Annotated in this window: 29 protein-coding genes and 1 pseudogene; 25 read left to right on the forward strand and 5 right to left on the reverse strand. The window is 58.0% G+C overall.

The window, feature by feature from the left end:
* The first annotated feature begins 53 nt into the window (after window positions 1-53).
* The 22 genes from fusA (at window position 54) to secY (ending at window position 14,752) form a co-directional block, all read left to right on the forward strand.
* Window positions 54-2,219 carry an elongation factor G gene (gene fusA / locus G3M56_RS04325; RefSeq protein WP_164364501.1) on the forward strand — a complete coding sequence of 722 codons (2,166 nt, stop codon included), beginning with the start codon at window positions 54-56 and terminating at the stop codon, window positions 2,217-2,219.
* 74 nt (window positions 2,220-2,293) lie between these two features.
* A complete protein-coding gene (gene rpsJ / locus G3M56_RS04330) occupies window positions 2,294-2,602 on the forward strand; it encodes a 30S ribosomal protein S10 (protein WP_164364503.1) in 309 nt (102 codons plus the stop codon).
* 86 nt (window positions 2,603-2,688) lie between these two features.
* Complete coding sequence (gene rplC, locus G3M56_RS04335) at window positions 2,689-3,342, forward strand: 50S ribosomal protein L3 (RefSeq protein ID WP_164364505.1); 654 nt, start codon at window positions 2,689-2,691, stop codon at window positions 3,340-3,342.
* Between the two features lie 59 nt (window positions 3,343-3,401).
* Window positions 3,402-4,019, forward strand: coding sequence for a 50S ribosomal protein L4 (gene rplD / locus G3M56_RS04340; protein ID WP_164364507.1), 618 nt, complete (start codon window positions 3,402-3,404; stop codon window positions 4,017-4,019).
* Window positions 4,019-4,303, forward strand: a complete 285-nt coding sequence (gene rplW / locus G3M56_RS04345) for a 50S ribosomal protein L23 (RefSeq protein ID WP_164364509.1) — start codon at window positions 4,019-4,021, stop codon at window positions 4,301-4,303. Before rplD ends, rplW begins: the two co-directional genes overlap by 1 nt.
* 79 nt (window positions 4,304-4,382) lie before the next feature.
* Entirely contained in the window at window positions 4,383-5,225 is an 843-nt protein-coding gene (gene rplB, locus G3M56_RS04350; protein ID WP_164364511.1) for a 50S ribosomal protein L2, read from the forward strand.
* Between the two features lie 37 nt (window positions 5,226-5,262).
* On the forward strand, window positions 5,263-5,532 hold the full coding sequence (gene rpsS / locus G3M56_RS04355) for a 30S ribosomal protein S19 (protein WP_164364513.1): 270 nt from the start codon (window positions 5,263-5,265) through the stop codon (window positions 5,530-5,532).
* A 74-nt stretch (window positions 5,533-5,606) separates the two neighbouring features.
* A complete protein-coding gene (locus G3M56_RS04360; protein WP_164364515.1) occupies window positions 5,607-6,413 on the forward strand; it encodes a hypothetical protein in 807 nt (268 codons plus the stop codon).
* Window positions 6,414-6,502: 89 nt separating this feature from the next.
* Entirely contained in the window at window positions 6,503-6,937 is a 435-nt protein-coding gene (gene rplV / locus G3M56_RS04365) for a 50S ribosomal protein L22 (protein ID WP_164364517.1), read from the forward strand.
* 54 nt (window positions 6,938-6,991) lie between these two features.
* Complete coding sequence (gene rpsC / locus G3M56_RS04370; RefSeq protein WP_164364519.1) at window positions 6,992-7,699, forward strand: 30S ribosomal protein S3; 708 nt, start codon at window positions 6,992-6,994, stop codon at window positions 7,697-7,699.
* A 54-nt stretch (window positions 7,700-7,753) separates the two neighbouring features.
* On the forward strand, window positions 7,754-8,170 hold the full coding sequence (gene rplP, locus G3M56_RS04375) for a 50S ribosomal protein L16 (RefSeq protein ID WP_164364521.1): 417 nt from the start codon (window positions 7,754-7,756) through the stop codon (window positions 8,168-8,170).
* An 88-nt stretch (window positions 8,171-8,258) separates the two neighbouring features.
* Window positions 8,259-8,459: a 50S ribosomal protein L29 gene (rpmC, locus tag G3M56_RS04380; RefSeq protein ID WP_164364523.1), complete on the forward strand. Its 201-nt coding sequence runs from the start codon at window positions 8,259-8,261 to the stop codon at window positions 8,457-8,459.
* 55 nt (window positions 8,460-8,514) lie between these two features.
* Complete coding sequence (gene rpsQ / locus G3M56_RS04385; RefSeq protein ID WP_164364525.1) at window positions 8,515-8,793, forward strand: 30S ribosomal protein S17; 279 nt, start codon at window positions 8,515-8,517, stop codon at window positions 8,791-8,793.
* Between the two features lie 106 nt (window positions 8,794-8,899).
* Window positions 8,900-9,265 (forward strand): 50S ribosomal protein L14, encoded by a 366-nt coding sequence (gene rplN, locus G3M56_RS04390; protein WP_164364527.1) that lies wholly within the window; start codon window positions 8,900-8,902, stop codon window positions 9,263-9,265.
* A 37-nt stretch (window positions 9,266-9,302) separates the two neighbouring features.
* Entirely contained in the window at window positions 9,303-9,539 is a 237-nt protein-coding gene (gene rplX, locus G3M56_RS04395; RefSeq protein ID WP_164364529.1) for a 50S ribosomal protein L24, read from the forward strand.
* Between the two features lie 236 nt (window positions 9,540-9,775).
* Window positions 9,776-10,348, forward strand: a complete 573-nt coding sequence (gene rplE, locus G3M56_RS04400) for a 50S ribosomal protein L5 (protein WP_164364531.1) — start codon at window positions 9,776-9,778, stop codon at window positions 10,346-10,348.
* Window positions 10,349-10,399: 51 nt separating this feature from the next.
* A complete protein-coding gene (rpsH, locus tag G3M56_RS04405) occupies window positions 10,400-10,798 on the forward strand; it encodes a 30S ribosomal protein S8 (RefSeq protein WP_164364533.1) in 399 nt (132 codons plus the stop codon).
* A 90-nt stretch (window positions 10,799-10,888) separates the two neighbouring features.
* Entirely contained in the window at window positions 10,889-11,431 is a 543-nt protein-coding gene (gene rplF, locus G3M56_RS04410; RefSeq protein ID WP_164364535.1) for a 50S ribosomal protein L6, read from the forward strand.
* A 47-nt stretch (window positions 11,432-11,478) separates the two neighbouring features.
* A complete protein-coding gene (rplR, locus tag G3M56_RS04415) occupies window positions 11,479-11,838 on the forward strand; it encodes a 50S ribosomal protein L18 (protein ID WP_164364537.1) in 360 nt (119 codons plus the stop codon).
* Window positions 11,839-11,866: 28 nt separating this feature from the next.
* Window positions 11,867-12,544, forward strand: a complete 678-nt coding sequence (rpsE, locus tag G3M56_RS04420) for a 30S ribosomal protein S5 (RefSeq protein ID WP_164364539.1) — start codon at window positions 11,867-11,869, stop codon at window positions 12,542-12,544.
* A gap of 29 nt (window positions 12,545-12,573) precedes the next feature.
* Window positions 12,574-13,026, forward strand: a complete 453-nt coding sequence (gene rplO / locus G3M56_RS04425) for a 50S ribosomal protein L15 (protein ID WP_164364541.1) — start codon at window positions 12,574-12,576, stop codon at window positions 13,024-13,026.
* Window positions 13,027-13,219: 193 nt separating this feature from the next.
* Complete coding sequence (secY, locus tag G3M56_RS04430) at window positions 13,220-14,752, forward strand: preprotein translocase subunit SecY (protein ID WP_164364543.1); 1,533 nt, start codon at window positions 13,220-13,222, stop codon at window positions 14,750-14,752.
* Window positions 14,753-14,841: 89 nt separating this feature from the next.
* On the opposite strand, the gene G3M56_RS04435 is transcribed toward secY, so the two are convergent.
* Window positions 14,842-15,216, reverse strand: coding sequence for a hypothetical protein (locus tag G3M56_RS04435; RefSeq protein ID WP_164364545.1), 375 nt, complete (start codon window positions 15,214-15,216; stop codon window positions 14,842-14,844).
* A 96-nt stretch (window positions 15,217-15,312) separates the two neighbouring features.
* Window positions 15,313-15,888: an NADPH-dependent FMN reductase gene (locus tag G3M56_RS04440; RefSeq protein WP_164364547.1), complete on the reverse strand. Its 576-nt coding sequence runs from the start codon at window positions 15,886-15,888 to the stop codon at window positions 15,313-15,315.
* 158 nt (window positions 15,889-16,046) lie between these two features.
* On the opposite strand from G3M56_RS04440, the gene G3M56_RS04445 reads away from it, so the two are divergent.
* Window positions 16,047-18,023 (forward strand): maltotransferase domain-containing protein, encoded by a 1,977-nt coding sequence (locus G3M56_RS04445; RefSeq protein ID WP_164364549.1) that lies wholly within the window; start codon window positions 16,047-16,049, stop codon window positions 18,021-18,023.
* A 37-nt stretch (window positions 18,024-18,060) separates the two neighbouring features.
* Window positions 18,061-19,560, forward strand: coding sequence for a hypothetical protein (locus G3M56_RS04450; RefSeq protein WP_164364551.1), 1,500 nt, complete (start codon window positions 18,061-18,063; stop codon window positions 19,558-19,560).
* 10 nt (window positions 19,561-19,570) lie between these two features.
* Here G3M56_RS04450 and G3M56_RS04455 read toward each other — a convergent pair whose 3' ends face one another.
* The 3 genes and pseudogenes from G3M56_RS04455 to serA all read right to left on the reverse strand — a co-directional run bounded on the left by G3M56_RS04455 (window position 19,571) and on the right by serA (window position 22,689).
* Complete coding sequence (locus G3M56_RS04455; RefSeq protein WP_164364553.1) at window positions 19,571-20,101, reverse strand: GNAT family N-acetyltransferase; 531 nt, start codon at window positions 20,099-20,101, stop codon at window positions 19,571-19,573.
* A 31-nt stretch (window positions 20,102-20,132) separates the two neighbouring features.
* Window positions 20,133-20,914: pseudogene (locus G3M56_RS14265) on the reverse strand (SDR family NAD(P)-dependent oxidoreductase).
* A 173-nt stretch (window positions 20,915-21,087) separates the two neighbouring features.
* Entirely contained in the window at window positions 21,088-22,689 is a 1,602-nt protein-coding gene (serA, locus tag G3M56_RS04465) for a phosphoglycerate dehydrogenase (RefSeq protein ID WP_164364555.1), read from the reverse strand.
* Between the two features lie 349 nt (window positions 22,690-23,038).
* On the opposite strand from serA, the gene G3M56_RS04470 reads away from it, so the two are divergent.
* A complete protein-coding gene (locus G3M56_RS04470) occupies window positions 23,039-23,497 on the forward strand; it encodes a NanQ anomerase/TabA/YiaL family protein (RefSeq protein ID WP_164364557.1) in 459 nt (152 codons plus the stop codon).
* The last annotated feature ends 136 nt before the right edge of the window (window positions 23,498-23,633 follow it).

Here is a 23,633-nt window from a genome sequence, read left to right on the forward strand (position 1 = left end):
CGGGCCGACCGCCCCCAAGAGGTAACTAATTTACGACCGACTTCTTTTTCATCATGTCCGCTACTGCTACAGCATCCAAAGCATTGAGCTCGCCAAAGCGCGCGTTCCCGCTTGAGCGTACCCGTAACATCGGGATCGCTGCGCACATTGATGCCGGTAAGACAACGCTCACCGAGCGTATTTTGTTCTACACTGGAATGATCCACCGTCTCGGTGAGGTGCACGATGGTGCAGCCACCACCGACCACATGGAGCAGGAGCGTGAGCGTGGAATTACCATTACCTCCGCGGCGGTCACCTGTTCTTGGAAGCAGCTTGCCAACGAAGGAGTCGATACTCTCTTCACTGGTGTTGATCAGCGCATCAACATCATCGACACCCCGGGTCACGTTGACTTCACCGCTGAAGTGGAGCGCTCGTTGCGAGTGCTTGACGGAGCGGTTGTGGTTTTCTGTGGGGTGGCTGGTGTTCAGCCTCAGTCCGAGACTGTCTGGCGCCAGGCGAGCAAGTACAATGTGCCACGCATTGTGTTTGTGAACAAAATGGACCGCGTGGGAGCAGACTTCGCCCGAGTGGTGGAGGATGTGCGCACCAAGCTCAATGCACCTGCGGCTCCAGTGTTGATTCCGATCGGCGCTGAGGATGACCTCAAAGGGCAGATCGACGTGGTGAATCAAAAGGCGATCTTTTACTCCGACAGCGACGTGCTGGGCTCGACCTACGAGATCCGCGAGCTGGACGGTGAGTTGAAGGATCAAGCCGAACTTGCGCTGGCTGAGCTGACCGAAAAGGTCGCCGATGTCGACGAGCAGTTGGCTGAGAAGTTCCTCATGGAAGAGGTAATCAGCGCAAACGAGCTCAAGGCAGCGATCCGCCGCGCAACCATCGCCAACCAGTTCATCCCGGTTGCGGGTGGTTCGGCGTTCAAGAACAAAGGGGTTCAGGCGCTGCTCGATGCAGTGGTGGACTACCTGCCTAGCCCAATCGACATTCCGGCCGCGACCGGTCACGACGTGGATGATCTGGATAAGATTGTCCCGGTCGAGACCGACGACAACGGTGAGTTTGTGGCGTTGGCGTTCAAGCTTTGGTCCGACAAGTTCGTTGGGAAGCTGGTTTTCTTCCGTGTCTATTCGGGTTCGATCTCGAAGGGTGACGTGGTGTTTAACCCGCGTACCCGCAAGCGTGAGCGTGTGGGACGACTGATCCAGATCCAAGCAAACGAGCACAAGGATGTGGAGACCTGCTACTCCGGTGACATCGCCGCAATGGTGGGTGTGAAGAACGCCGTTACCGGTGATACCTTGACTCTCGATAAGGGTAATGTCCTGCTTGAGCCGCCTACCTTCCCTGAGCCGGTGATCTCGATGGCAATCGAGCCGAACACACAGGCTGATCAGGAGAAGTTGGCCAAGGGCTTGCAGCGCCTGTCTGAAGAAGACCCGACCTTCCTGGTGAAGACCGATGAGGAAACCGGGCAGACCATTATTTCCGGAATGGGTGAGCTCCACTTGGAGATCATCAGTGACCGACTCAAGCGTGAGTACAAGGTCGACGCACGTTCCGGTAAGCCGCAGATCGCGTACCGCGAGAGCATCGGTGCCGCCGCCAATGGCGAAGGCAAACTGGTGAAGCAGAGCGGTGGCCGCGGTCAGTACGGCCATGTGATTTTGAATGTCGCACCACGCGAGCGCGGTGCTGGCAGCACCACTGCTGACAAGACAGTGGGTGGATCGATTCCGAAGGAGTTCATGAATGCGGTTTTCGCGGGTGTGGACGACGCGCTCCGCAATGGTGTGATCGCCGGGTACCCGGTGGTCGACTGCCATGTGGATATCACCGACGGATCGTACCACGACGTGGACTCGAATGAGAACGCGTTCAAGATGGCGGCGATCTTCGCAATGCGTGACGCAATGAAGAACGCGCAGCCAAGTCTCCTCGAGCCTATGATGGATGTGGAAGTAACCACACCGGAAGAGTACCAGGGCGACATCATGGGCGATCTCAACCGCCGCCGCGGAAAGATCGGCTCCATGGACGGTCACCACAATGTGTGCGTGATCAAGGCACAGGTCCCATTGGCCGAAATGTTCGGCTATTCGACCATCGTGCGAACCCTTTCGTCGGGTCGTGCCAGCTACAGCATGACACCATCGCACTTCGAAGAGGTGCCGCAGGCGATTGTCGACGGTATCGTCGAACAACGAGGCTACTAAGAGCAGCCGAGTCCCAACCAACCAGTCTCTAATACCCCTTATAGAAACCAAGACCATTTCAACTGAATCCAGCCATGTCTAACCAAACCATCCGTATCCGTCTCCGCGCGTTTGATAACCGTGCCGTTGATCGCTCCGCCAAGGACATTGTCGAAACCGCAAAGCGCACCGGCGCCAAAGTGGCAGGACCAATTCCTCTTCCGACCCGCATCGAGAAGTTCTCCGTGAACCGTTCGGTGAACCAGAACAAGAAGTCGGCCGAGCAGTTTGAAATCCGTACCCACAAGCGTTTGCTCGACATCGTCGACCCAACCGCACACACCGTGGACGAGCTCAAGAAGCTCAACCTTCCAGCAGGTGTGGACATCACCATCAAGATCTAATTTCCGACCAGCAGGTCGTGGGATGTGCAAGGGTGCACCGCTGTACGAGCCTGCTGAACCACCAACACACACAACGATCCAGTAATATGAGCATTGGACTTTTAGGCAAGAAAATCGGCATGACCCGTGTCTTCGACAAGGAGAGCGGCAACATGATCCCTGTCACCGTCGTCGACGTCGCTGACAACCGCTACATCCAGGTCAAGACCCAGGAAACCGACGGCTACTCGGCGGTTCAGGTGGGCTACGACACCAAGAAAGAGTCGCGTGTGAACGCACCTGCTCTTGGTCACTTCAAGAAGCACGGCGCCGAGCCAGCTTACTTCGTGAGTGAGTTCCGCGTGGAGTCGGACGACCAGCTTCCAAACATCGAAGAACCTCATCCAGGTGCCGAGCTTTTCGCTGCCGACCAGTGGGTCGACGTGATCGGAACCACCAAGGGTAAAGGATTCCAGGGCGTGATGCGCCGTCACAACTTCAGCGGTCAGCCAATGTCGCACGGTCACATGATGCACCGTCGTCCGGGTGCCGTGGGTGCCGGTTCGACACCAGCACGCATTTGGAAGAATCAGGCGATGCCTGGTCATCAGGGTGTGGTGCAGCGCACCGTGCAGAACCTGAAAGTGGTGGCAGTTCGTCCGGAAGACAACGTCATCCTGATCAGCGGATCGGTTCCAGGTCACAACGGCGCGTACGTTGTGGTTCGCCCGGCCAAGAAGAAGGACGCACCAAAGGGCTAAGCCCCGCGTTGCACAAAGTATCAAACCATTATTCCCACACACTCTAGGAGGAATTAATTATGGCAGCATCAGTTTTCACCATCGAAGACGCCAAGAAAGCGTCGATCGCACTCGTCGAGGACGAGTCGAAGGGTCTTCAGGCCGTGCACGATTTGGTGGTCGCTTACCAAGCGAACCGCCGTACCGGTAGCGCCAACACCAAGACCCGTTCGGAAGTTCGCGGCAGCAACAAGAAGCCATGGCGCCAGAAGGGCACCGGCCGCGCACGTGCAGGTTCCCGCAAGTCGCCGATTTGGGTTGGCGGTGGCGTGGTCTTCGGACCTAAGCCTCGCGACTACTCCAAGCAGGTCAACAAGTCGACCCGCCGTCTCGCCCTCAGCAAAGTGCTCACCGAGCGCATCAGCGAAGGCTCCGTGTTGGTCACCGAAGGTATCGCAGTGAGCGAGCCTAAGACCAAGGCTTGGGTTGCACTCGTCAATGAGTTGGTTGGTGACGCACGCAGCGTGTTGGTCATCGCCCAGGCGTTTGACGAAACCACCTACAAGGCCGCTGGCAACGCAGCGCACATTCTCCCGATCACCGCGGATGAAGTGAACGTCGAGCAACTTCTCGGTGCCGACAAGATCCTCATCGCGACCGACGCACTTCAAACTCTAGCAGGAAGGACCGCCAAGTAATGAACGATCTCACTCAAGTTATCAAAAGCATCCGTCTCAGCGAAAAGGCAACCATCGGAACCGAGACCAACAACGAGTACACGTTCAAGGTCCATCCAGATGCCAACAAGGTTGAGATCAAGCAGGCCGTGGAGAAGCTTCTCGGAAAGAAAGTCGTCTCCGTCAACACCGCGAACTACCTCGGAAAGAAGAAGCGCGAACGCCGCGCCGACGCCGGTCGCACCGCTCACTGGAAAAAGGCGGTCGTCAAGCTGGCTGAAGGCGAGACCATCGACCTCGTCTAATTCCCGATACGCATTCGAATACATCCCGGCCAGGCGCGGCAGCGCCAGCCGGGGGAACCCTTCAACCTGACCAAGCATTATGGCACTGAAGACCTTCAAACCTGTAACTCCATCGAACCGCTACAAAGAGTGGCCGAGCTTCGACGAAGTTACCAAGACCAAGCCAGAGAAGTCACTCCTTCGCCCGAAGAAGCGCTCCGGCGGACGTAACAACACAGGCCGCATCACCTGCCGTCACATCGGTGGTGGAGCCAAGCAGAAGTATCGCCTCGTCGACTTCAAGCGCAAGCGCCAGGACGCTGCGGCTACCGTGACCGCAATCGAGTACGATCCAAACCGTACTTGCCGCATCGCACTCATCCAGTACCCAGACGGCCAGAAGAGCTACATCCTTGCTCCTGCAGGCCTGACCGTGGGCGCTACCGTGGCATCCGGTGAAAACGTCGAGCCAAAAGTTGGCAACGCGCTTCCACTTAAGAAAATCCCACTCGGTAGCTCGATCCATAATGTGGAGTTGACCCCGGGCCGTGGCGGCCAGATCGCCCGTTCCGCCGGCCAGCAGTGTGTGCTTACCAACTACGAGACCGGCTACGCTCTCGTTCGCATGCCATCCGGTGAGATCCGCAAGATCCACGAGAACTGCTACGCAACCATCGGTACCGTCGGTAACCGTGAGCACATGAACGAAGTTTCCGGTAAGGCCGGTCGCTCCCGCTGGAAGGGCATCCGCCCAACCGTTCGCGGTATGTGCATGAACCCAGTCGACCACCCGAACGGTGGTGGTGAGGGTAAGTCGAAGTCCGGTGGTGGACGTCAGCACCTCAAGAGCCCGTGGGGTCACACCAAGGGCCAGAAGACCCGCAAGCGCTACAAGACCAGCAACAAGTTCATTGTTGAAGGTCGTAAGTCGAAGAAGCGTTAATTTGAACCCCGCATTCTAGCGATCACAATCTACCGCAATGGCAAGATCACTTAAGAAAGGACCATTCGTCAGCCAGAAGCTTCTGCTCAAGGTTGACAAGCAGAACGAAGCCGGCACCAAGAAGCCGATTAAAACCTGGTCGCGTGCCTCGATGATCATCCCTGATTTCGTTGGCCACACGTTCCTCGTTCACAACGGCAACAGCTTCGTGAGCGTCTATGTTTCCGAAAACATGGTCGGTCACAAGCTCGGCGAATTCTCGCCTACCCGTAAGTTTGTCGCACACGGCGGCCTCGGTAAGAGGTAATCCGTTTCCCATCCGTCGGGGCGTTGCGCACTGCGCGCCCCGCGGGTGGCTGTACCTCGATTCCCTTCGTCACTATGTTGTTCAAGTCACCAGTCACATTGCTCGGCACTGCCGCGGCGCTCGCATTTGCGGGTGTTGGCACGCCTGGTAGTGCGGTGGCCCAGACAGCAGACAAGGTGGGACAGGTCAGCGACGAGCGCATTGCATTGAATGCCGCGCTTGAAAAAGTCGCCATTCTGGAGGCCGAACTCGATCGTCAGCGTCAGGCAAATGCCGCGCTGGCCGAGAGTTTGGCCGGAGCCAACCGGGAGTCGCGTGCGGCTCGTACACGGTTGGCAGAGATCCAGGTGGAGCTCGAAGCCCTCGGGGTGACAGCTCTTGGTGGCGACGATCGAGATGTCAGTCAGCGTCTGTTGAAGGCGTTGGCGGCTATCGAGAGCGAGCGCGTTTACCGTCAAGCATTGGAAGAACGGTTGGTCTCGCTGAGCGAGGCGATCACCACATTCCTGCCGACGGTCAGCGAATCAGATCTGGCAGCCCGCGCTTCTTTGGAAGTGGCGATGCGCAGTGCCGATTCGCTGCTCGCCGGTCGCTCAAACGGGCAATCGATGGGCGCCTCGGACGACGAACCGATCAGCCTGACAGACTCGTCTGTCATCAGTCTGAACCCCGAGCTCGGCCTGGCCGTGCTCAACGTTGGTAAGAAAAGCGGCGTTCAAATAGGAATGCCATTTGAAATTTTTCGAAATGACCGCATCTTGGGCGCCGCCCTGGTTGTCGACGCACGCGACCACATCTGTGGATTAGCGTTCGGAGGATCGGCAAACGGATTGTCCGAGGTCAAAGTAGGAGACCGGGCTCGCCCCCGGATCGGCCAATAGACAATCCACTAGGCCCCGAACCAAATCCCGCCAATCCTCCCAAAAGGAAATCCACAATTTAGTCACTTAACTTTAGCTCGTTAATCACGATGGAAGTCAAAGCTGTTTACAAATACGCACGTATCTCGCCGCTTAAGATGCGCGATGTTGCCCGTGAGATCCAGGGTCTGCCAGTCAACCAGGCTCTCGATATTCTCAATTTCACCCCGCGCAAAGCCGCGGTCCTCGTTGGTAAGACATTGCGTTCCGCAATTGCCAATGCCGAAAATAATTTCGACCTCGATGCCGACACGCTCGTGGTGAAGGAAGCACAGATCAACGAAGGTCCACGCTTCAAGCGCTTCAAGCCACGCGCTCGTGGTGGTGCCGCTCCTATCATCAAGCGCACCAGCCACATCCGTATCGTGGTCAGCGACGAAGTCGAAATTCCTGCTCCTAAGGCCAAGTCCAAAGGTGGATCGAAGCCAAAGGCAGCGAAGGCCGCCCCAACGCAGGAAACCGCAGCCGCTGAAGACAACGCGTAATTAGCGCTGAGTCCGCGACCAACCAATCAATTCACCAAGAACTCACTTTTAGTTATGGGAACCAAAGTCAATCCGATCGGATTCCGTCTTGCCGTCCAAAAGGACTGGCGGTCGAAGTGGTACGCCACCGGCGAGGAGTACACCAACAATCTTCACATGGACCTTGCCATCCGCAAATACCTCGCCAAGCAGTTGGCGTTTGCGGCTGTGGCCCGTGTCACCATCGAGCGCGCCTGGAACAGCGTCCGTGTCACTCTGCACACAGCACGTCCAGGTCTCGTGATCGGCCGCAAGGGATCCGAGATCGAGCGTATGACCGCGGATCTCCAGAAGATCGCAGGCGATCAGGCTGTTAAGATCGACATCATCGAAATCAAGCAGCCGGAAACCGACGCCCAGTTGGTTGCTGAGAACATCGCTCTCCAGCTGGAGCGCCGTGTCTCGTTCCGTCGCGCGATGAAGCGTGCCGTGCAGACCGCTATGGAATTCGGTGCCGAAGGTATCCGTGTCCGTTGCGGCGGCCGTCTTGGTGGTGCCGACATCGCCCGCGCCGAGTGGTACAAGGAAGGCAAAGTGCCTCTCCAGACACTGCGTGTGCCGATCGACTACGGTTTCGCTGAAGCAAGCACAGTTTACGGCATCATTGGTGTCAAATGCTGGATCAACAAGAAGGAAGACGCCGAGCCGCAGAACCGCGGTGGCGGACGTCGCCCAGGTGGCCCTCGTCGTGGCGGCCGTCGTGGTGACGCAGGTCGTCGTTAATCACACGATCTGAAGAACGAATAATAACTGTCTATCATTTAGGAGGAAATTGCCATGCCATTGATGCCAAAACGAGTCAAGTTCCGCAAAACCCAGCGCGGCAACCGCGGGGGTAACGCACAGCGCGGAACGGAAGTGTCCTTCGGCGACTTCGGTCTTCAGTCGTTGGGACGCGGCTGGATTGCCAGCAACCAGATTGAAGCCTGCCGTATTGCGATCAACCGTTACCTCAAGCGTAAAGGTAAGGTCTGGATCCGCATCTTCCCTCACAAGCCAGTGACCGCCCGTCCACCTGAAACCCGAATGGGTAAAGGTAAGGGTCCATTGGACCGCTGGGTTGCGGTTGTCCGCCCTGGAACGATGTTGTTCGAGGTGGCCGGCTGCTCGGAGAACCAGGCAAAGGAAGCTTTCCGTCTGGCTGCGAACAAGCTGGGTATCCGCACCCGTTTCGTGAAGCGCCACGGTTTGTAAGCCACGCTGCGAAATCATTAACCTGATGCGCGCCGTTCGGAGAATTGATCCGGCGGCGCGCTGATCGAACCCAAGAGGGAGAGAAACGATGAAACTCAAGGAACTCAAAGAACTCACCGCTGAAGAACTGCAAAAGCGCAGCCGTGAGCTGAAGGAAGAGATGCTCAACCTGCGCCTTCAGCAGGGCAGCGAGCAGCTCGAAAACACCGCCCGCATCCGTACCGTGCGCCGCGAGATCGCTCGTGTTCAGACATTGTTGAACGAGCCGAAGCCGGCCGCTGGGGAGTAATCCCAAGCCTGGTCCGTAAACCTACTGCCCGTCAGTTAACCAATTACTTGCCATCATGAGCGAAGAATCCACCACCACCACCGCAGCCGCTCGAGGCTTGCGCAAAACCCGCGTCGGCAAAGTCGTCTCGGCCAAGATGGACAAGACCATCGTTGTCGAGTTCACCGCCCGCGTTCCACACCCTAAGTTCAAGAAGATCATCAAGCAGTCGAAGAAGTTCTACGCGCATGATGAGAAGGGTGAAGCCCAGTTGGGCGACAAGGTCCGTATCGTTGAGACCCGTCCGTTGAGCAAACTCAAGCGCTGGCGTTTGGTCGAAGTGCTGAGCCACTAAACCAGAACCGGGAATGCCGGAGAGGAGAGGGCGACGCTGGATGCGCCGCTGCAGATCTCTCAGCCGACGGTCCCTTGAAAACCAATTTTAGAAGGAGAATACCACTATGCTTCAGATGGAATCACAAGTCCAGGTTGCCGACAACACCGGCGCCCGGGTTGCCAAAATGATCGGCGTGATCGGTAAGCGCACCCGCCAGGCGCGCGTCGGCGACGTCATCACCGCACACGTTCGCGAGGCGACGCCTACCGCGAGCATCAAGAAGGGCACCGTCGTTCGCGCCGTTGTCGTTCGTACCGCCTACCCAGTGCGTCGCGGTGACGGATCGACCCTCCGCTTCGACAACAACGCCATCGTTATCATCGACAAGGACGGAAACCCTAAGGGTACCCGTATCTTCGGACCAGTTGCACGTGAGCTTCGTGAGAAGAACTACATGAAGATCGTGTCGCTTGCTCCGGAGGTTCTCTAATCCGCCGCGTCACTTAACTTCAGCCATTGATTGCCACATGAGCAAGAAAGCTACCATCAAGCAGGGCAGCACCGTCGAGGTGATTGCCGGAAATAACAAAGGTGCAACCGGTACCGTTCTCCAGGTGATTGCCTCGAAGGACCGTGTGATCGTTGAAGGCGTGAACGTGCGCAAGAAGCACCAGAAGCCAAGCGCTGCCAACCAAGAGGGTGGCATCGTCGATCAGGAAGCATCGATCCACATCTCGAACGTCAAGCTTGTCTCTGACAAGTAAGACCTCCAGATCTCCGATACTTTTTGGTTTTCATTCGCCGCGCGGCAGGGAGCAACCTCCCTGCGGCGGTGGATGAAAACTTTTTGTTGTAAATCCGCGCAATGGCGCGACTTTACACGCCCCTGCCTGCCAGGCATTTGCTGAAGCAGGGAGGTACCCCCGAACCGAAGGCCCGATGATCCGCGGGCGGCCGCCATGGTGGCAGCCGTTCATAGCATCGGGAACCCCGAGTTAACATGAGCACTACGCTACCTACACTACAAAAGGAATACCGTGAGCGCGTCATCCCTGCGCTCAAGGAGAAATTCAACTACGCCAACGTCAACCAGATCCCAGTGATCGAGAAGGTTGTCATCAACTCCTGCGTCGGTAAAGAAGCCGACCGCAAGGCCGCTGTGGAAGACGTGATCGCCGAGATCGCCAAGATCACCGGTCAGCAGCCAGTCCCAACCCGCGCCAAGAAGTCGGTTTCGAACTTCCGTCTCCGTGAAGGTGACGCGATCGGCGCCAAGGTGACCCTCCGCGGTCGCACCATGTGGGAATTCCTCGAGCGTTTCATCCGCACCGCAATGCCACGTATTCGTGACTTCCGTGGTGTGAGCCCGAAGAGCTTCGACGGACGCGGCAACTACGGTATCGGGATCAACGACCAGTCGATCTTCCCTGAAATCGAACTCGACAAGATCAAGCGTCAGATCGGATTCGATATCATCATCACCACCTCTGCCAAGACCGACGACGAAGCACGTGAGCTTCTCCGTCTCGTGGGTGTGCCATTCCGTAAGTCCGGTGGCGAGCAAGCTGCATAAGCCCGGCATCACCACCAACCTGAAACATCTTAACTCTTACGAAATCTACCTATGAGCGTTTTGACTGATCCAATCGCCGACTTTTTGATCCGGCTGAAGAATGCCAGCCGCGCCGGACTCAGCGAGTTCACCGCACCATACTCGAAGATCAAAGCTGAAATCGCACGCATCCTTCAGGAAGAAGGCTACGTGTGGAAGTACGAAGTGATCAACGATGGCAAGTTCCCTGAAATCAAGGTGACTGTGAAGTTCATCGACGGAGTGCCAGCTCTCACCGACCTTAAGCGCGTGAGCAAGCCAGGTCGCCGTAACTACGTCCCTGCCGGCGAAATCCCAACCGTCCGCCGTGGCCTGGGTATTTCGATCCTCTCCACCTCGCGTGGCATCATGACCGGTGCGAAGGCACGCAAAACCAACGTCGGGGGCGAGCTCCTGGCTATCGTTTGGTAATCCACACCGCATCCGTTCCGCGGATTGCTGACGGCCCAGGCCGCAGCGTCAACCGCGGACGATGAATGAACCACTAACCAATTCATCATCATGTCACGAGTCGGAAAGAAATCCATTTTGATCCCTGAGAAGGTGAACTTCAATATCGATGCCAATGGGCACGTCACCGTTGACGGACCAAAGGGCAAGCTGGAGTACACCCTTCCTGAAGGTATCACCGCCAAAGAAGAAGACGGCCAGATCGTCGTCGAGCGTACCAGCGAAGATCGCAAGGTCCGCGCACTGCACGGCACCGCCCGCGCACTGATCAACAACCTGGTTGTTGGTGTTTCCACCGGATTCACCAAGAACCTTGAAATCCACGGTGTTGGTTTCCGTGCTGCTGTCAAAGGTAGCGCGATCGACCTCAGCCTTGGATTCAGCCACCCGGTGCTTCACCCGATCCCAGAAGGTCTTACCGTTACCGTTGCGGATAACACCAAGATCAAGGTCGAGGGCATCGACAAGCACTTGGTCGGCCAGTTCGCATCGGACGTCCGCGCGTACTATCCACCAGAGCCATACAAGGGCAAGGGTGTCCGTTACTCCGATGAGTACGTTCGCCGCAAGGCCGGTAAGAGTGTCTCCAAGTAACACTGACTGGCAAACCTACAGGTTAACATCTTCGAACTTTTATTATCATGAGTACTTTGAATCGCAGGGCAAAACGCAGCCGCGTTCACTTCCGTATCCGGAAGAAGATCTCCGGCACAGCTGCACGTCCACGTCTCGCAGTCTTCTTCTCCAACCAGCACGTGTACGCACAGCTGATCGACGACGAAGCAGGCCGCACCCTGGCAGCCGCATCGACCACCGAGAAGGACGTCGAAGCGACTGGCGCAGCCAACGTGGCAGCAGCCACCCGCATCGGCAAGCTGATCGCCGAGCGTGCCCAGAAGTCCAACATTGAAAACGTCGTCTTCGACCGTGGTGGTTTCATCTTCCACGGTAAAGTGAAGGCGCTCGCCGACGCAGCACGTGAAGGCGGCCTCAAGTTCTAACCCACACACCAACGGAAGGAATAATATTATGGCAGACGCTGAAAAAACAGAGCCAACAAAGGCAGAGGAGACAACTGCTCCAGCCGCCGAGGCAGCCACCACCGGGGGTGCTAAGGGAACCACTGACAGCCGTGATGGTCGTGGACCACGCGGACGCAACGACCGCCGCGGACCACGCGGACGCGACGACCGTCGCGGCCGTGGTAACGACGGTGACTCGGACGGCCCAGAGCTGATCGAGAAGGTCGTTTTCATCAACCGATGCGCCAAGGTCGTCAAAGGCGGCCGTCGTTTCTCGTTCTCCGCTCTCGTGGTGACCGGTGACGGCAAGGGCAAGGTTGGCTTCGGCTTCGGTAAAGCGAAGGAAGTTGCCGAGTGCATCCGCAAGGCATCCGAGTACTCGAAGAAGCGCATGAACTCCGTCCAGCTCGAAGGCCCAACACTTCCACACGAAGTATTCGGTGAGCACGGTGGCGGCAAGGTGCTTCTCCGTCCTGCATCCCCTGGTACCGGTGTGATCGCCGGTGGTTCGGTGCGTGCAGTGCTCGAGGCAGCAGGCGTCAAGGACGTCCTCGCCAAGTCCCTCGGCTCGAACAACCACGCCAACGTCGTCAAGGCGACCCTCGACGCACTCAGCCAGCTGCGCTCCCGCGAGCAGGTGATGGCGCTTCGTGGCAAAAAGACCGCTGATCAAAAGGCGATCTAATTCAACTCTGAAATCAGGAGGTTATTACGATGAAACTTCACACACTCAAACCGAACGACGGCGCCAAGCATCGCAAGAAGCGCCTTGGTAAGGGCGAAAGCTCCGGCCTTGGCAAGACCTGCGGTAAGGGCCACAAGGGTCAGAAGTCGCGCTCCGGTGCGTCGATCCGCCCAGGCTTCGAAGGTGGTCAGATGCCACTTCACCGCCGTCTTCCTAAGAAGGGCTTCAACAACGCCCAGTTCACCACCACCTACGCTCCAATCAACGTCGCGACTCTCGAGGAGCGCTTCGAAGAGGGTGCTACCGTCAACGAAGAGTCGCTCATCGCAGCGGGCCTTCTCAGCGGTCAGTACGACGGCGTCAAGGTGCTTGGCAACGGCGAAATCACCAAGAAGTTGACCGTTGAGGTCGACGCGGTGAGCGCAAGCGCCAAGGAAAAGATCGAAAAAGCTGGCGGCACCGTCGTCAGCAAGGGCAAGTAAGGTTCTCTCACCTTGTTTGTACCAATCCGACTTATGACTCGCATTAAGTGTTGAGTCATCGCGCGGTTGGGGTAAGCAATTACCCCAACCGTGTTGTCGGTTAAACTCGGGGCGTTTACGGAACCGCGGCGCCCCGGGGAAAGAGAAACCACCTGAAGGTTCCATCCCGTCGTCAGACACGACGTCTCCATCCATGATCTCGGCATTCGCGAATTCCCTGAAAATCCCCGAGCTGCGCCAGCGCATTCTCTTCACCTTGGCGATCATTGTGATCGTCCGTCTCGGGGCCGCTATTCCGCTTCCCGGAGTGAACTCCATCGGCCTCACCGAGTGGGCCCGTGCATCCGCTGCTTCCGGTGGCGAAGGCGCAGGTGCTGCCGCGGTCAACGCCATGGCGAACATCTTCTCCGGTGGCGCATTGACCAACTGCGCAATCTTCGCGCTCGGTATCATGCCGTACATTTCGGCATCGATCATGATTCAGCTGATGACCGCTGTGGTCCCTCAGTTGCAAAAGCTTTCCCGCGAAGACGGCGGGCGTCAGAAGATCACCCAGCTTACCCGTTACATCACCATCGTGCTTGCCGTGGTGCAGGGGGGCTTGTTGATCCACTCGCTGACGAACGGTACCAACCCGTTCCTCTCGAACTACGATTCCCAGACCTACGGGCCGCTGATCCTCGGTGATGCCGGCTTTGGCTACTATGCCGTGGGTCTGACCACGATCGTCGCCGGAACCATGCTGCTGATGTGGCTTGGTGAGCAGGTGACCGAGCGTGGCATCGGTAACGGTGTCTCCCTGATCATTACCGTGAACATCATCCAGGCGCTGCCGTCTGCGATCTTCATGGTGTGGGACAAATACGTGACCGCAGATGTGTCGGTGAACCCATTCTACCCAGCGATCGCCGTGTTGCTGATTGCTTTCATGGCTCTGGTGATTGCCGGTACCGTGGCGATTACCGAAGGCCAACGCCGCATCCCGATCCAGTACGCCAAGCGCGTGGTGGGCCGCAAGGTGCTCGGTGGTCAGAAGCAGTACATGCCGCTGAAGATCAACTACAGTGGTGTGATGCCGATCATTTTCGCAACCGCGATCATCTCGATCCCATCGTTCATCATCGGGTTCCTTTTCCCGGACAATGCGACCATGCAGAACTGGGCGCGTTACATGAGTGACGGTACACACCCAGCGTACTACGTGGTGGGTGGCTTGCTGATCTTCTTCTTCTCGTATTTCTGGGTGGCTGTGATGTTCCAGCCTGCTCAGATTGCCGACGACTTGAAGCGTAATGGTGGCTACATCCCGGGCGTCCGTCCTGGCCAGCCGACCGAGAAGTTCTTCGACTTCACGATGAGCCGCCTGACTTTTGCGGGTTCGATCTTCCTGACCGCGATGTTCGTCATCCCGGGTCTTGTTTCGAGCGCGTTTGGGATCAGCCCAATGGCTGCCCAGTTCTTCGGTGGCACCAGCTTGCTGATTCTTGTGGGTGTGCTCCTCGACATTCTGCGTCAGGTGGAGACCCACCTCATCCAGCGCAACTACGAAGGCTTCCTCCGTAAGGGTAAGATCCGTGGCCGCAACGCGGTTTCGGGTGGCGGAGCCGGTGGCGGCGGTGCGACTACCGCAGCTTCGGGTAACACGCTGGTCTACCTTTGGGTGGTGATCGCGGTGCTCGTGATCCTCGGTGTGGTGGCACTGATCGGAACCGGCAACGCGTTCTAGTCCGACGTCGAGACAGATAGATAAAACAAATCCGGCCGGTTGGGGTGCTCCCCAGCCGGCCGGATTTTTTATAGCTTAGAGGAGGCGGATTACTCAGGCATCATCTCCTCGGCTTTGTCGGCGGTCTCCTTCATTTTGTCGCCGAGCTTTTCGACTCCTTCCGAGATGCCTTCTTTGGCGTCTTCGGCCATTTCACCGGCTTTTTTGGCGGTATCTTCGATTGCTTCCTTGGCGTCTTCGGCTACCTCACCCGCTTTCTTGGCGGTTTCATCGATGGCCTTGTCTGCGTCGTCGACGAGCTTGCCTGCTTTCTCAGCGGCGGCTTTGCCTTTTTCCGTGACGACCTCGCCCGGGCTCTTCTTGGCTTCAGGCGGGGCGGTTTCGGCTTCCTTCGAGCACGATGCGGCGAGGGAGGCGAGTGCGACGGATGCGGCTACTGTCAATGCGATCTGGGTGGTTTTCATAACTTGTACAGTGTGTTGCTTTTAGGTGGTATTTGTCGAGTGGGGCGCGGAAAATGTTGCAGATGTGAGAACTGGGAGCTCTCAGCGGGGCTGGTTTCAGCCGAGCTTTCCGGCGAATTCGACGTACCCGGTAACCAATGATACGAGGCGGCGCTGGGTTTCGTGGTCAGTGATTTCACCGTTTTGTCCGAATGCGCTGTAAGCATCGCCTACGCTGTGCATCTTCGGATAGACTGCGACGCGGATGTTGAGCAGGATATCGCGCAGGTGATTCAGGGCGCGCATGCCGCCGAACCCACCGGGAGAGGCGCTGACCAACAACGCGGTTTTGTCGCGGTAGGCGGCCATGGATTCTTCGTCGTCGGACGAGGGCCGGCTGCACCAGTCGATTGCGTTTTTGAGCAATGGCGTGATTGAGCTGTTGTACTCGGGCGAGGCGATGATCAAGCCGTCATGAGCGAGCATCAATGCTTTGAGTTCTTTGACCTCGGGAGGTAACCCGTCGCGGGCCTCGAGATCCTGGTTGAAGAGCGGAAACTCGAGCGCGCTTTGGTCTACGACAGTGACTTCGGCTCCGGCGGTGCGGGCCATCTCGGCGACGGCTTTGAGCAGGGTGAAGTTGAGCGAGCCATCGCGGCTGCTTCCGGCAAGGGCGAGTAACTTCGGTGTCATGTTTCTGTGGTATAAATCTCAGGCGTCTGTGTCGAGTCGGATTCCGGGGCTGGGGGCGGGGATTCGGTAGGGAACGTAAATGATCTGTTTTTTCGCTTTCTATTCGAGTTGATAGGGATTCCCATGTGGAACCAATAATTTTCCCCTGTTCTGAGACCATGAACGAGACCCCAACGACCTCCCTCCAGAGTTTTGCCCCGAGTGTAGTGATTACGGCTATCGAGCCAGCCGTGGACCGCGGGCGCCATCCTGTGAAGCGCATTGTGAACGAGCTGCTCGTGGTGAGTGCGGATGTGTTCAAGGATGGCCACGACCTGATTGCGGCTTCGTTGTTGTGGCGGGTTGTGGGCGATTCGGAGTGGACCGAGGTGAAGATGGATCAACTGGAGAACGACCGGTGGTCGGGATCCGTGCGGTTCTCTGAGCCCGGGCGTTACGAGTACACCGTAGCGTCGTGGCCTGATAAGTTTTCGACCTGGGTTTCTGAGTTCGGCAAAAAGCATGACGCGGGTCAGGAGGATCTGAGTGTCGAGACGGCCGAGGGCGCGTTGTTGGTGAAGGATTCGGCGCGACGAGCGCAAGAGGCAGGTGCGGAGGAGGCTGCCAAGGAGTTGGATGGAATGGCGGAGTTGATGGCTACCTTGAAGCCTGCGCAGGTGCGCGAGTTGATGGAGTCGGATGCTGTGCGTGTGTTGATGGAGCATTGGGCGGACCGCGATCTAATGACGACCGCGGAGCCTGCCCACCCGGTGATTGTGGAGTCGGAGCGCGCTCGCTTCTCCGCGTGGTACGAGTTCTTCCCGCGTTCTGCTTTTGGCGACGCGTCACGCCACGCGCGGCTGCGTGACTGCGAGCCGTTGCTCGACCACGCCAAGAACATGGGCTTTGATGTGATCTACTTCCCGCCGATTCATCCGATTGGTGAGGCGCACCGAAAAGGGAAAAACAACAGCGTGACTGCCGAACCCGGCGATGTGGGGTCTCCGTGGGCGATTGGTGGCAAAGCCGGTGGTCACTACGCGGTGGAGCCTGCTCTGGGAACGGTCGATGACTTCGTTTGGTTGGTCGAGCGCGCCAAGGAGCGGGGCATCGAGATTGCGATGGATTTTGCCATTAACTGCTCGCCGGAGCATCCGTATGTTAAAGCGCATCCGGATTGGTTCTTCCAGCGTCCGGACGGGTCGATCAAGTACGCGGAGAACCCACCGAAGAAGTACCAGGACATTTACCCGCTGAACTTCCACTGCAGTGATTGGCGCAATTTGTGGAGTGAGATGAAGAACATCCTCGAGTTCTGGGTGAGCAAGGGGGTGCGGATTTTCCGCGTCGACAACCCACACACCAAGCCGGTGGCGTTCTGGGAGTGGGTGATCGGTGAGATCCGTAAGAACACGCCTGACATTTTGTTCCTGGCCGAGGCGTTCACGGCGCCAAAGATGATGCAGGAGTTGGGTAAGATCGGGTTCTCCCAAAGCTATACTTATTTCACTTGGCGGACCAACAAAGAGGAGCTCACGGAGTATGCTCGGGAGTTGATGCAGGGGCCGATGAAGGAGTACTACCGTGGGAACTTCTGGCCGAATACTCCGGATATCCTTGCCTACGAGCTCTGGAATGCATCGCCTGAAAAGTTCAAGATCCGCGCCACTCTCGCTGCGTTGATGTCGTCGACGTGGGGAATGTACTCCGGTTTCGAATTCTGTGAGAACGATCCATTCCCGCCGAAGGAAGAATATAACAACTCTGAGAAGTATCAGTTGGTCGATCGCGATTGGAATGCCCCGGGAATTGTCGGGCATATTGCGGATCTCAACCGAGTCCGGCGTGAGCATCCTGCGTTTGCCGAGTATTCAAACATCGAGTTTGGAAGTGCGGATAACAGTGAGTTGCTCGTCTTTGCGAAGCGCTCCAGCAACTGTGGTAACCGGGTTTTGGTGATCGTGAACATGGACGACGCAAATGCTCAGGCATCGAATGTGCACGTGCCGCTTGAGTTCCTTGGCTTGTCTGACCAGCAGCCGTATCACGTGGAGGATTTGATGACTGGCGAAGTCTACGAGTGGCAGGGGCATGTGAACTACGTGGAGTTGCGCCCGACCGAGCAGGTGGCTCATGTGTTTGTGGTGCGTCAGTGAGCCATCGTGGCTTTGCTCAACCTTTGAGACCTAGTAGATGACCACCGGCCGATCTCAGGAGCTGCCCAACCGTGTGTCGATCTGGAAAAAGATCGCCGGGGTTTGGGTGGTGTTGTTCGTGCTCGGTTTTGTGCTCGAGCGGGAGCAGGGGCGTGGGGGCGTCGTCGATGGGTGGAACGACTGGGTTTCGCGTGAGGTGGTGAATGCCAACCGCGATGTGCTCGTTCCGGAGTACTACCGCTGGGTTGACCTCGAGCGTGAGCGCGACCTGCGGATGATGGGTGAGGGTGTCGACGACTCCGCAGCGGACAAGCGGATCGTCTATTCGGGCTCAGTGCGCGATGGGGAATGGATGCCGGGTGACGAGGTCGAGCGTGTGGTCGGTGTGGAGTTTTCCGCAGACGACGCGTCGACATTCAACCAATGGCCTCCCGGACCTGTCGACTATGCCGTGGTGCTCGATCAACTCAACAGCATGCGTTGTGCGGCGATTGGTGTGGTCAGTCCGCTCCAATGGTGGGATGCGCCGGAGGTCTATTTTCATTCGTTGCGTTCGCAGATCCAGCAGGCGAAGTCGCCATTGGTTCTGTCTCTTGGGCTAACCGATGTGGCTGAAATTCCCCGCGGGGATGAGGTTGCACCTGTTGAGCGTGCTTTGGTGGAGCTGCCTTTGACGTCGGTGAGTGGAGACGGCCAGCTGATCGAGGTGGCGGGTGTGTTGGATGAAGCGGACGAGCGCTTGGGTGAGCTGCCAGGTGTGCGGTCCGGTTTTACCAATCTCAGTGTCGGGACACCTTTGCCGGATCCGGTACACGGGCGGGTGAAGGTGCCGTTGTTGGCTATGCGGGGTGATAGGGTGGTAGTCGGATTGCCATTGGCGCTCCCGATGGCTGCGGACCGGGTGAAGCCGTCGGAGGTGACGGTGGTGCTCGGGGATTCGGTTCGGTGGCGTGACCGGAGGGTGCCGATTGACGAAGCGGGGTGCTACGATGTGCCGGTTGCTGATGCGGTGCGCAACGAGTCGGATTGGGTTTCCGCCGTACGTTTTGTGGCGCCCCCGGGGATTGGGGACGACGCGGCTCCAGACGTGACGGGCAAGGTAGTCTTGATTGCCAGGGATGCGGCGACGATCCCAACTACCGGTGGTGGTGTCACAAGTGTTGCGGACTTGCAGTTGGCGGTGGCGCGAGCGATCGACAGTGGCGAGCATCGCGCGCCGGTGGTGGTTTTCTCCCAGCTGCCGGACTGGGCTTATTGGCTGATGCTTGCGATTGTGCCTGTGTTGACGACGTTGGTGTTGTGGTTGCGCTTGTCGAAAGCTGCTGCGGCGTTGGTGTTTCTAATCGTGCTCGCGGTCTTCTTTATGGTGTACGCGCACTTGGTTGGAGCCGAGCGGGTGCTGGTGCCGACGGCGACTCCGCTGGGAGTTTGGGCCGCCGGGCTTTGTGCATCCTTTCTCTCGACCAAATGGAGAGTCACCACCAGCAGCCGGGATGCCCGCCGCCGCGAAAAGATGGCAGCACTGGAGGATGCGTGAGAGGGTGGGCCTACCAAAGCGTCGGATCTTGGAGCGCGGGGGCGCAGGTGATGTCGATGGGGTCTTCGGGCGGGGCTTCGGCGGTCAGAGCCAGGACTTGCCAGCCCTTGGGGAACTGTAGCTCATAGGGAGGCCGGAAGTTTTCAGCGGGTTCGACGGTGAACCCGAAACGCCCGTAGTATTCGGGATCGCCGTAGACGAACACGAGGTTGTTTTCTTCCTCGGTGAGGATGTCGAGGCCGTGGTTGACCAAAGCGGTGCCGACTCCCTGACGTTGGGCATCGGGGTGAACTGCGAGCGGCGCGAGAATGGCGGCGTGTGTTTCTGGCTCGGACGGGATGGTGATTTCGCTGAATGCGACGTGGCCGAGGATCTGGTCATCTTCGTCGTCGATGACGAGCGAAAAGCTCCCTTGTGCGTCGTCATCGAGCAGGTCCGTCGCCAGTTTTGCCACCTTTTCCCATTCTTCTTCTGGGAATGCGCTGCGATAGAGAGCTTCGATGTCGGCCTTGTCGTGTTGGGATGCTGGGCGGATAACCATGATAGGAGGAGGTTGGGTGTTGGGTTGGGATTTAGAAGGCGGTTCGGACGAGTCCGCCTTCTGCACGGATGCATGAGCCGTTGATGATTGCGGCTCGGGCGCTGCAGATGAAAGTGACGATGTCGCCAATCTCCCGTGGGTTGATCAAGCGGTTGATCAACGAGGTCGGGCGGTTTTCTTCCATGAACCGGTGTTCCGCTTCTTCAGGAGTGGAGTAAGGGAACACATCCTGAATGAACTTTTCAACGCTGTCGGTCCTTGTGGGGCCGGGCAGGACCGAGTTGACGGTGACAGCAGTGCCCTTGGTGAGTTCTGCCAACGAGCGGGAGATGCCGAGTTGCATGGTTTTGGTGGCGCTGTAGTGCGCCATCTCGGGGCGGGGCTGAGGCCGGATTCGCTGGAAATGAAGACAACGCGGCCGTGCTTGCGTTCGAGCATTCCGTGGAGGTAGTGGCGAGCCAGTCGCACGCCGCTCATGATGTTGATATCGAAGAGCTTTTGCCACGAGGTGTCGGTTTCGTCGAAGAACCCTACGGCTTCGTAGATGCCGAGGTTGTTGACGAGGATGTCTACCGATGGGTGTTCCTTGATGGTGGTGTCACAGCCTTCGGCGGTTCCGTTGTCCGCCACGAGTGGGATGAGCGTGGCGTCGGGGACCTCAATTTGTTTGATGGCGTGGTCGACGTTTTCCTCGGTTCTGCCGTTGATGATGACGGAGGCTCCCTCGGCGGCGAGTGAGCGTGCGATTTCCAGCCCGATGCCACCGGATGACGCAGTAACGAGGGCGGTTTTTCCTTTGAGTTCCAGATCCATGGTCAGTGGTGGCTAGCGGTGTGGAACGGCATGGTTCCAACTACTATCAACGCTGGCCGACCTCGGCGTGGATTCCCTCAAAGCACGAGATTCTGTGGGCTGGTTTTGAGAGACAAAAAACGGCCCGCTGGAAAGGGGATTCCAGCGGGCCGTGAGGGCTGATTAGTGATTGGTTAGATCTCCGCGGTCACTGCCGACAGGATTGACGGCTGGGCGCGCAGTTCATCGAGCACCTCGTCGCTCGGTGTGCTGTCGAGGTTGATGAAGACCAAAGCCTTTTCACCCGCACCGCTACGGCTCAGGGCCATGTGGGCGATGTTGACGCCGTGGTTGCCGAGGATGGATCCCATCTGGCCGATCATGCCTGGTTGGTCATTGTTCTCCACGATCAGGACGTTGCCCTCCGCTTTGCCTTCCACGTGGTGATCGTTGATGAGCACGACACGAGGTTTGCCGCCGAAGAGCGTGCCAGCTACGGTGGTGGTTTGGTCGCCAGCGGTGACGATGATTTTGATCAAGTCGGTGAACTCACCAGGATCCGCCTGCTTCGATTCGGTGATCTGAAGGCCGAGGCGCTTGGCGTTGGCCGGGGCATTGAGGTAGTTGATCTCGGTGTCGCCCCAGGCGGCATCGATGAGTCCTTTGAGACCGGCGCGGGTGACGAGGGTGGTGTCTTTTTCGCTCAGGCCGCCGGAGTATTCGATGCGGAAGCGCTCTGCGTTGCGTGGGGCCACGGTGGCGGCGAGGCGTCCGAGAGACTCGGTGAACGTGAGGTAAGCGCCGATTTCCTCGAGGGTCTTTGGATCGATGCTCGGCATGTTGACCGAGTTCACGACGGTGCCATCGACGAGCTGGTTGCGCACGGTGTCGGCGATTTCGGTGCCGACGTTCTCTTGGGCTTCCACAGTGGAGGCACCGAGGTGTGGGGTGAAGACCATCTTCTCCGAGCCGCGCAGCGCGAAGTCGTCGCCTGGAGGCTCTGCTTCGTAGACGTCTAGGGCGGCGCCTGCGACACGGCCCGACTCAAGGGCGTCTGCAAGGGCGGCTTCATCGATGAGTCCGCCGCGGGCGCAGTTGACGATGCGCACACCGGGCTTCACTTTTTCGGTCAGGCGCTCGCGGTTGAGCAAGTGCTTGGTATCCGGGGTGAGCGGCATGTGCATTGTGATGAAGTCAGCTTCAGGCAGTGCGTCGTCGATTTGGTCGGCGAGTTCGACGCTGAGGAGGCGTGCGCGGCTTGCGGAAAGGAATGGATCGTAGGCGATGACTCGCATGCCGAATGCCATGGCGCGGCGGGCGAACTCGGTGCCGATGCGGCCCATGCCGAGAATGAGCAACGTCTTTTGGTAGAGTTCCACGCCGACGTACTTTTTGCGGTCCCAGCGGCCTGCGACGATGCTGGCGTGTGCCTGTGGGATGTGGCGGGCCATGCTCATCATGAGGGTGAACGCGTGCTCGGCAGTGGAGATGGTGTTGCCGGCTGGTGTGTTCATGACGATCACGCCATGTTCGGTTGCGGCTTCGACGTCGATGTTATCGACACCGACACCGGCACGGCCGATGGCCTTGAGGTTGGATGCTTTTTCCAGAACCTCGCGGGTGATCTTGGTTTGGCTGCGGACGATGATGCCGTGGTAGAGGGCGGCGTCTGCGAGGAGGTCTTCCGGGGAGATCCCGATGCGGACGTCGACGTCGATGGCGGGGTCGGCTTTGAGTTTTTCGATTCCGGCTTCGGAGATCGGGTCGGCAACGAGGATGCGGTGCGTGGTGCTCATGATGTGGTTGGGCTCAAACTGTCATACAGGGAATCTGGCGAGAGATCCTGCCTCCCAGTGAGGGGAGAAACCTTAGGCGGCTGGGAGGGGCTGTCAAAGTGCGGTTTTCGAACGGTTGGCTGAAAAATCGGTGGATTCGCAGGTGCTGGGATTACTCTCGCTTGCTGTGGTAGTGGGGGAGAGGAAGTCGTTGGGGCGGGAGTCACTGGGTGTAATTGGTGGTTGATTTCATTGCGGTCAGCTAGTTAGCGTGCCCGTAGGAGGCTCTTCCTGGCTGTGGGTCTGATTGGAATCGGGCCGCGGCGGAGGTGTTTTTCCGTTTTTCAAAACCTACCCCTTTATTAGCAACATGATTTTAGATGTTCTCGGCAATGCGCCGATGTACTACGGATTGAACGGTGGCTTTGCCAAGGCATTTGAATTTCTCTCGCGCGGTGACCTGGGCGAGCTGGAGTTGGGCAAGCACGAGATTGATGGTGACCGCGTTTTTGCAGTGGTCGATGAGGCGCAAGGCCGCAGCAAAGAGGGGGCGCTGATGGAAACGCACCGTAAATACATCGATGTGCAATTGATCCTTGAGGGGACAGATGAGATGGGCTGGAAGCCGATCTCGCAGTGCACGCAGCCGGCGGACGAATACAATGCGGAAGGCGATGCGCAGATGTTTGCGGATGCTCCGGATGTCTGGACTCCGGTACAGGCGGGGATGTTTGCGATTTTCTTCCCTGAGGATGCGCATTTGCCGTTGGTTTCCGATGGGCGAATCCGCAAAGTGATCGCGAAAGTCGCGGTTGATCAGAGCGTTTAACGCGGCGGCCGGACGGCTGGATTGAGTTGGGCTTGGCGGCGGCCGCGTGAGCCGGTGAATGATTCCTTTGAAATTCGCCGGGCGCGGCTTGTCAGATGGGGGATTGCGTGATTTGTTGGCGTCTTGGCAATTCACC

The organism is Sulfuriroseicoccus oceanibius (assembly GCF_010681825.2).
Taxonomy (GTDB): Bacteria; Verrucomicrobiota; Verrucomicrobiia; order Verrucomicrobiales; family SLCJ01; genus Sulfuriroseicoccus; species Sulfuriroseicoccus oceanibius.

Excerpts from the sequence above, each read along its gene's own strand:
- rpsC (WP_164364519.1), top strand. The coding sequence starts at position 6,992 with ATGGGAACCAAAGTCAATCCGATCGGATTCCGTCTTGCCGTCCAAAAG.
- G3M56_RS04360 (WP_164364515.1), top strand. The coding sequence starts at position 5,607 with ATGTTGTTCAAGTCACCAGTCACATTGCTCGGCACTGCCGCGGCGCTC.
- rplV (WP_164364517.1), top strand. The coding sequence starts at position 6,503 with ATGGAAGTCAAAGCTGTTTACAAATACGCACGTATCTCGCCGCTTAAG.
- fusA (WP_164364501.1), top strand. The coding sequence starts at position 54 with ATGTCCGCTACTGCTACAGCATCCAAAGCATTGAGCTCGCCAAAGCGC.
- rpmC (WP_164364523.1), top strand. The coding sequence starts at position 8,259 with ATGAAACTCAAGGAACTCAAAGAACTCACCGCTGAAGAACTGCAAAAG.
- rplE (WP_164364531.1), top strand. The coding sequence starts at position 9,776 with ATGAGCACTACGCTACCTACACTACAAAAGGAATACCGTGAGCGCGTC.
- rplC (WP_164364505.1), top strand. The coding sequence starts at position 2,689 with ATGAGCATTGGACTTTTAGGCAAGAAAATCGGCATGACCCGTGTCTTC.
- rplR (WP_164364537.1), top strand. The coding sequence starts at position 11,479 with ATGAGTACTTTGAATCGCAGGGCAAAACGCAGCCGCGTTCACTTCCGT.
- secY (WP_164364543.1), top strand. The coding sequence starts at position 13,220 with ATGATCTCGGCATTCGCGAATTCCCTGAAAATCCCCGAGCTGCGCCAG.
- rplW (WP_164364509.1), top strand. The coding sequence starts at position 4,019 with ATGAACGATCTCACTCAAGTTATCAAAAGCATCCGTCTCAGCGAAAAG.
- rpsJ (WP_164364503.1), top strand. The coding sequence starts at position 2,294 with ATGTCTAACCAAACCATCCGTATCCGTCTCCGCGCGTTTGATAACCGT.
- G3M56_RS04450 (WP_164364551.1), top strand. The coding sequence starts at position 18,061 with ATGACCACCGGCCGATCTCAGGAGCTGCCCAACCGTGTGTCGATCTGG.
- G3M56_RS04470 (WP_164364557.1), top strand. The coding sequence starts at position 23,039 with ATGATTTTAGATGTTCTCGGCAATGCGCCGATGTACTACGGATTGAAC.
- rpsE (WP_164364539.1), top strand. The coding sequence starts at position 11,867 with ATGGCAGACGCTGAAAAAACAGAGCCAACAAAGGCAGAGGAGACAACT.
- rplD (WP_164364507.1), top strand. The coding sequence starts at position 3,402 with ATGGCAGCATCAGTTTTCACCATCGAAGACGCCAAGAAAGCGTCGATC.
- rplP (WP_164364521.1), top strand. The coding sequence starts at position 7,754 with ATGCCATTGATGCCAAAACGAGTCAAGTTCCGCAAAACCCAGCGCGGC.
- rpsH (WP_164364533.1), top strand. The coding sequence starts at position 10,400 with ATGAGCGTTTTGACTGATCCAATCGCCGACTTTTTGATCCGGCTGAAG.
- rplO (WP_164364541.1), top strand. The coding sequence starts at position 12,574 with ATGAAACTTCACACACTCAAACCGAACGACGGCGCCAAGCATCGCAAG.
- rplX (WP_164364529.1), top strand. The coding sequence starts at position 9,303 with ATGAGCAAGAAAGCTACCATCAAGCAGGGCAGCACCGTCGAGGTGATT.
- rpsQ (WP_164364525.1), top strand. The coding sequence starts at position 8,515 with ATGAGCGAAGAATCCACCACCACCACCGCAGCCGCTCGAGGCTTGCGC.
- rplF (WP_164364535.1), top strand. The coding sequence starts at position 10,889 with ATGTCACGAGTCGGAAAGAAATCCATTTTGATCCCTGAGAAGGTGAAC.
- G3M56_RS04435 (WP_164364545.1), bottom strand. The coding sequence starts at position 15,216 with ATGAAAACCACCCAGATCGCATTGACAGTAGCCGCATCCGTCGCACTC.
- rpsS (WP_164364513.1), top strand. The coding sequence starts at position 5,263 with ATGGCAAGATCACTTAAGAAAGGACCATTCGTCAGCCAGAAGCTTCTG.
- G3M56_RS04455 (WP_164364553.1), bottom strand. The coding sequence starts at position 20,101 with ATGGTTATCCGCCCAGCATCCCAACACGACAAGGCCGACATCGAAGCT.
- serA (WP_164364555.1), bottom strand. The coding sequence starts at position 22,689 with ATGAGCACCACGCACCGCATCCTCGTTGCCGACCCGATCTCCGAAGCC.
- G3M56_RS04440 (WP_164364547.1), bottom strand. The coding sequence starts at position 15,888 with ATGACACCGAAGTTACTCGCCCTTGCCGGAAGCAGCCGCGATGGCTCG.
- rplB (WP_164364511.1), top strand. The coding sequence starts at position 4,383 with ATGGCACTGAAGACCTTCAAACCTGTAACTCCATCGAACCGCTACAAA.
- rplN (WP_164364527.1), top strand. The coding sequence starts at position 8,900 with ATGCTTCAGATGGAATCACAAGTCCAGGTTGCCGACAACACCGGCGCC.
- G3M56_RS04445 (WP_164364549.1), top strand. The coding sequence starts at position 16,047 with ATGAACGAGACCCCAACGACCTCCCTCCAGAGTTTTGCCCCGAGTGTA.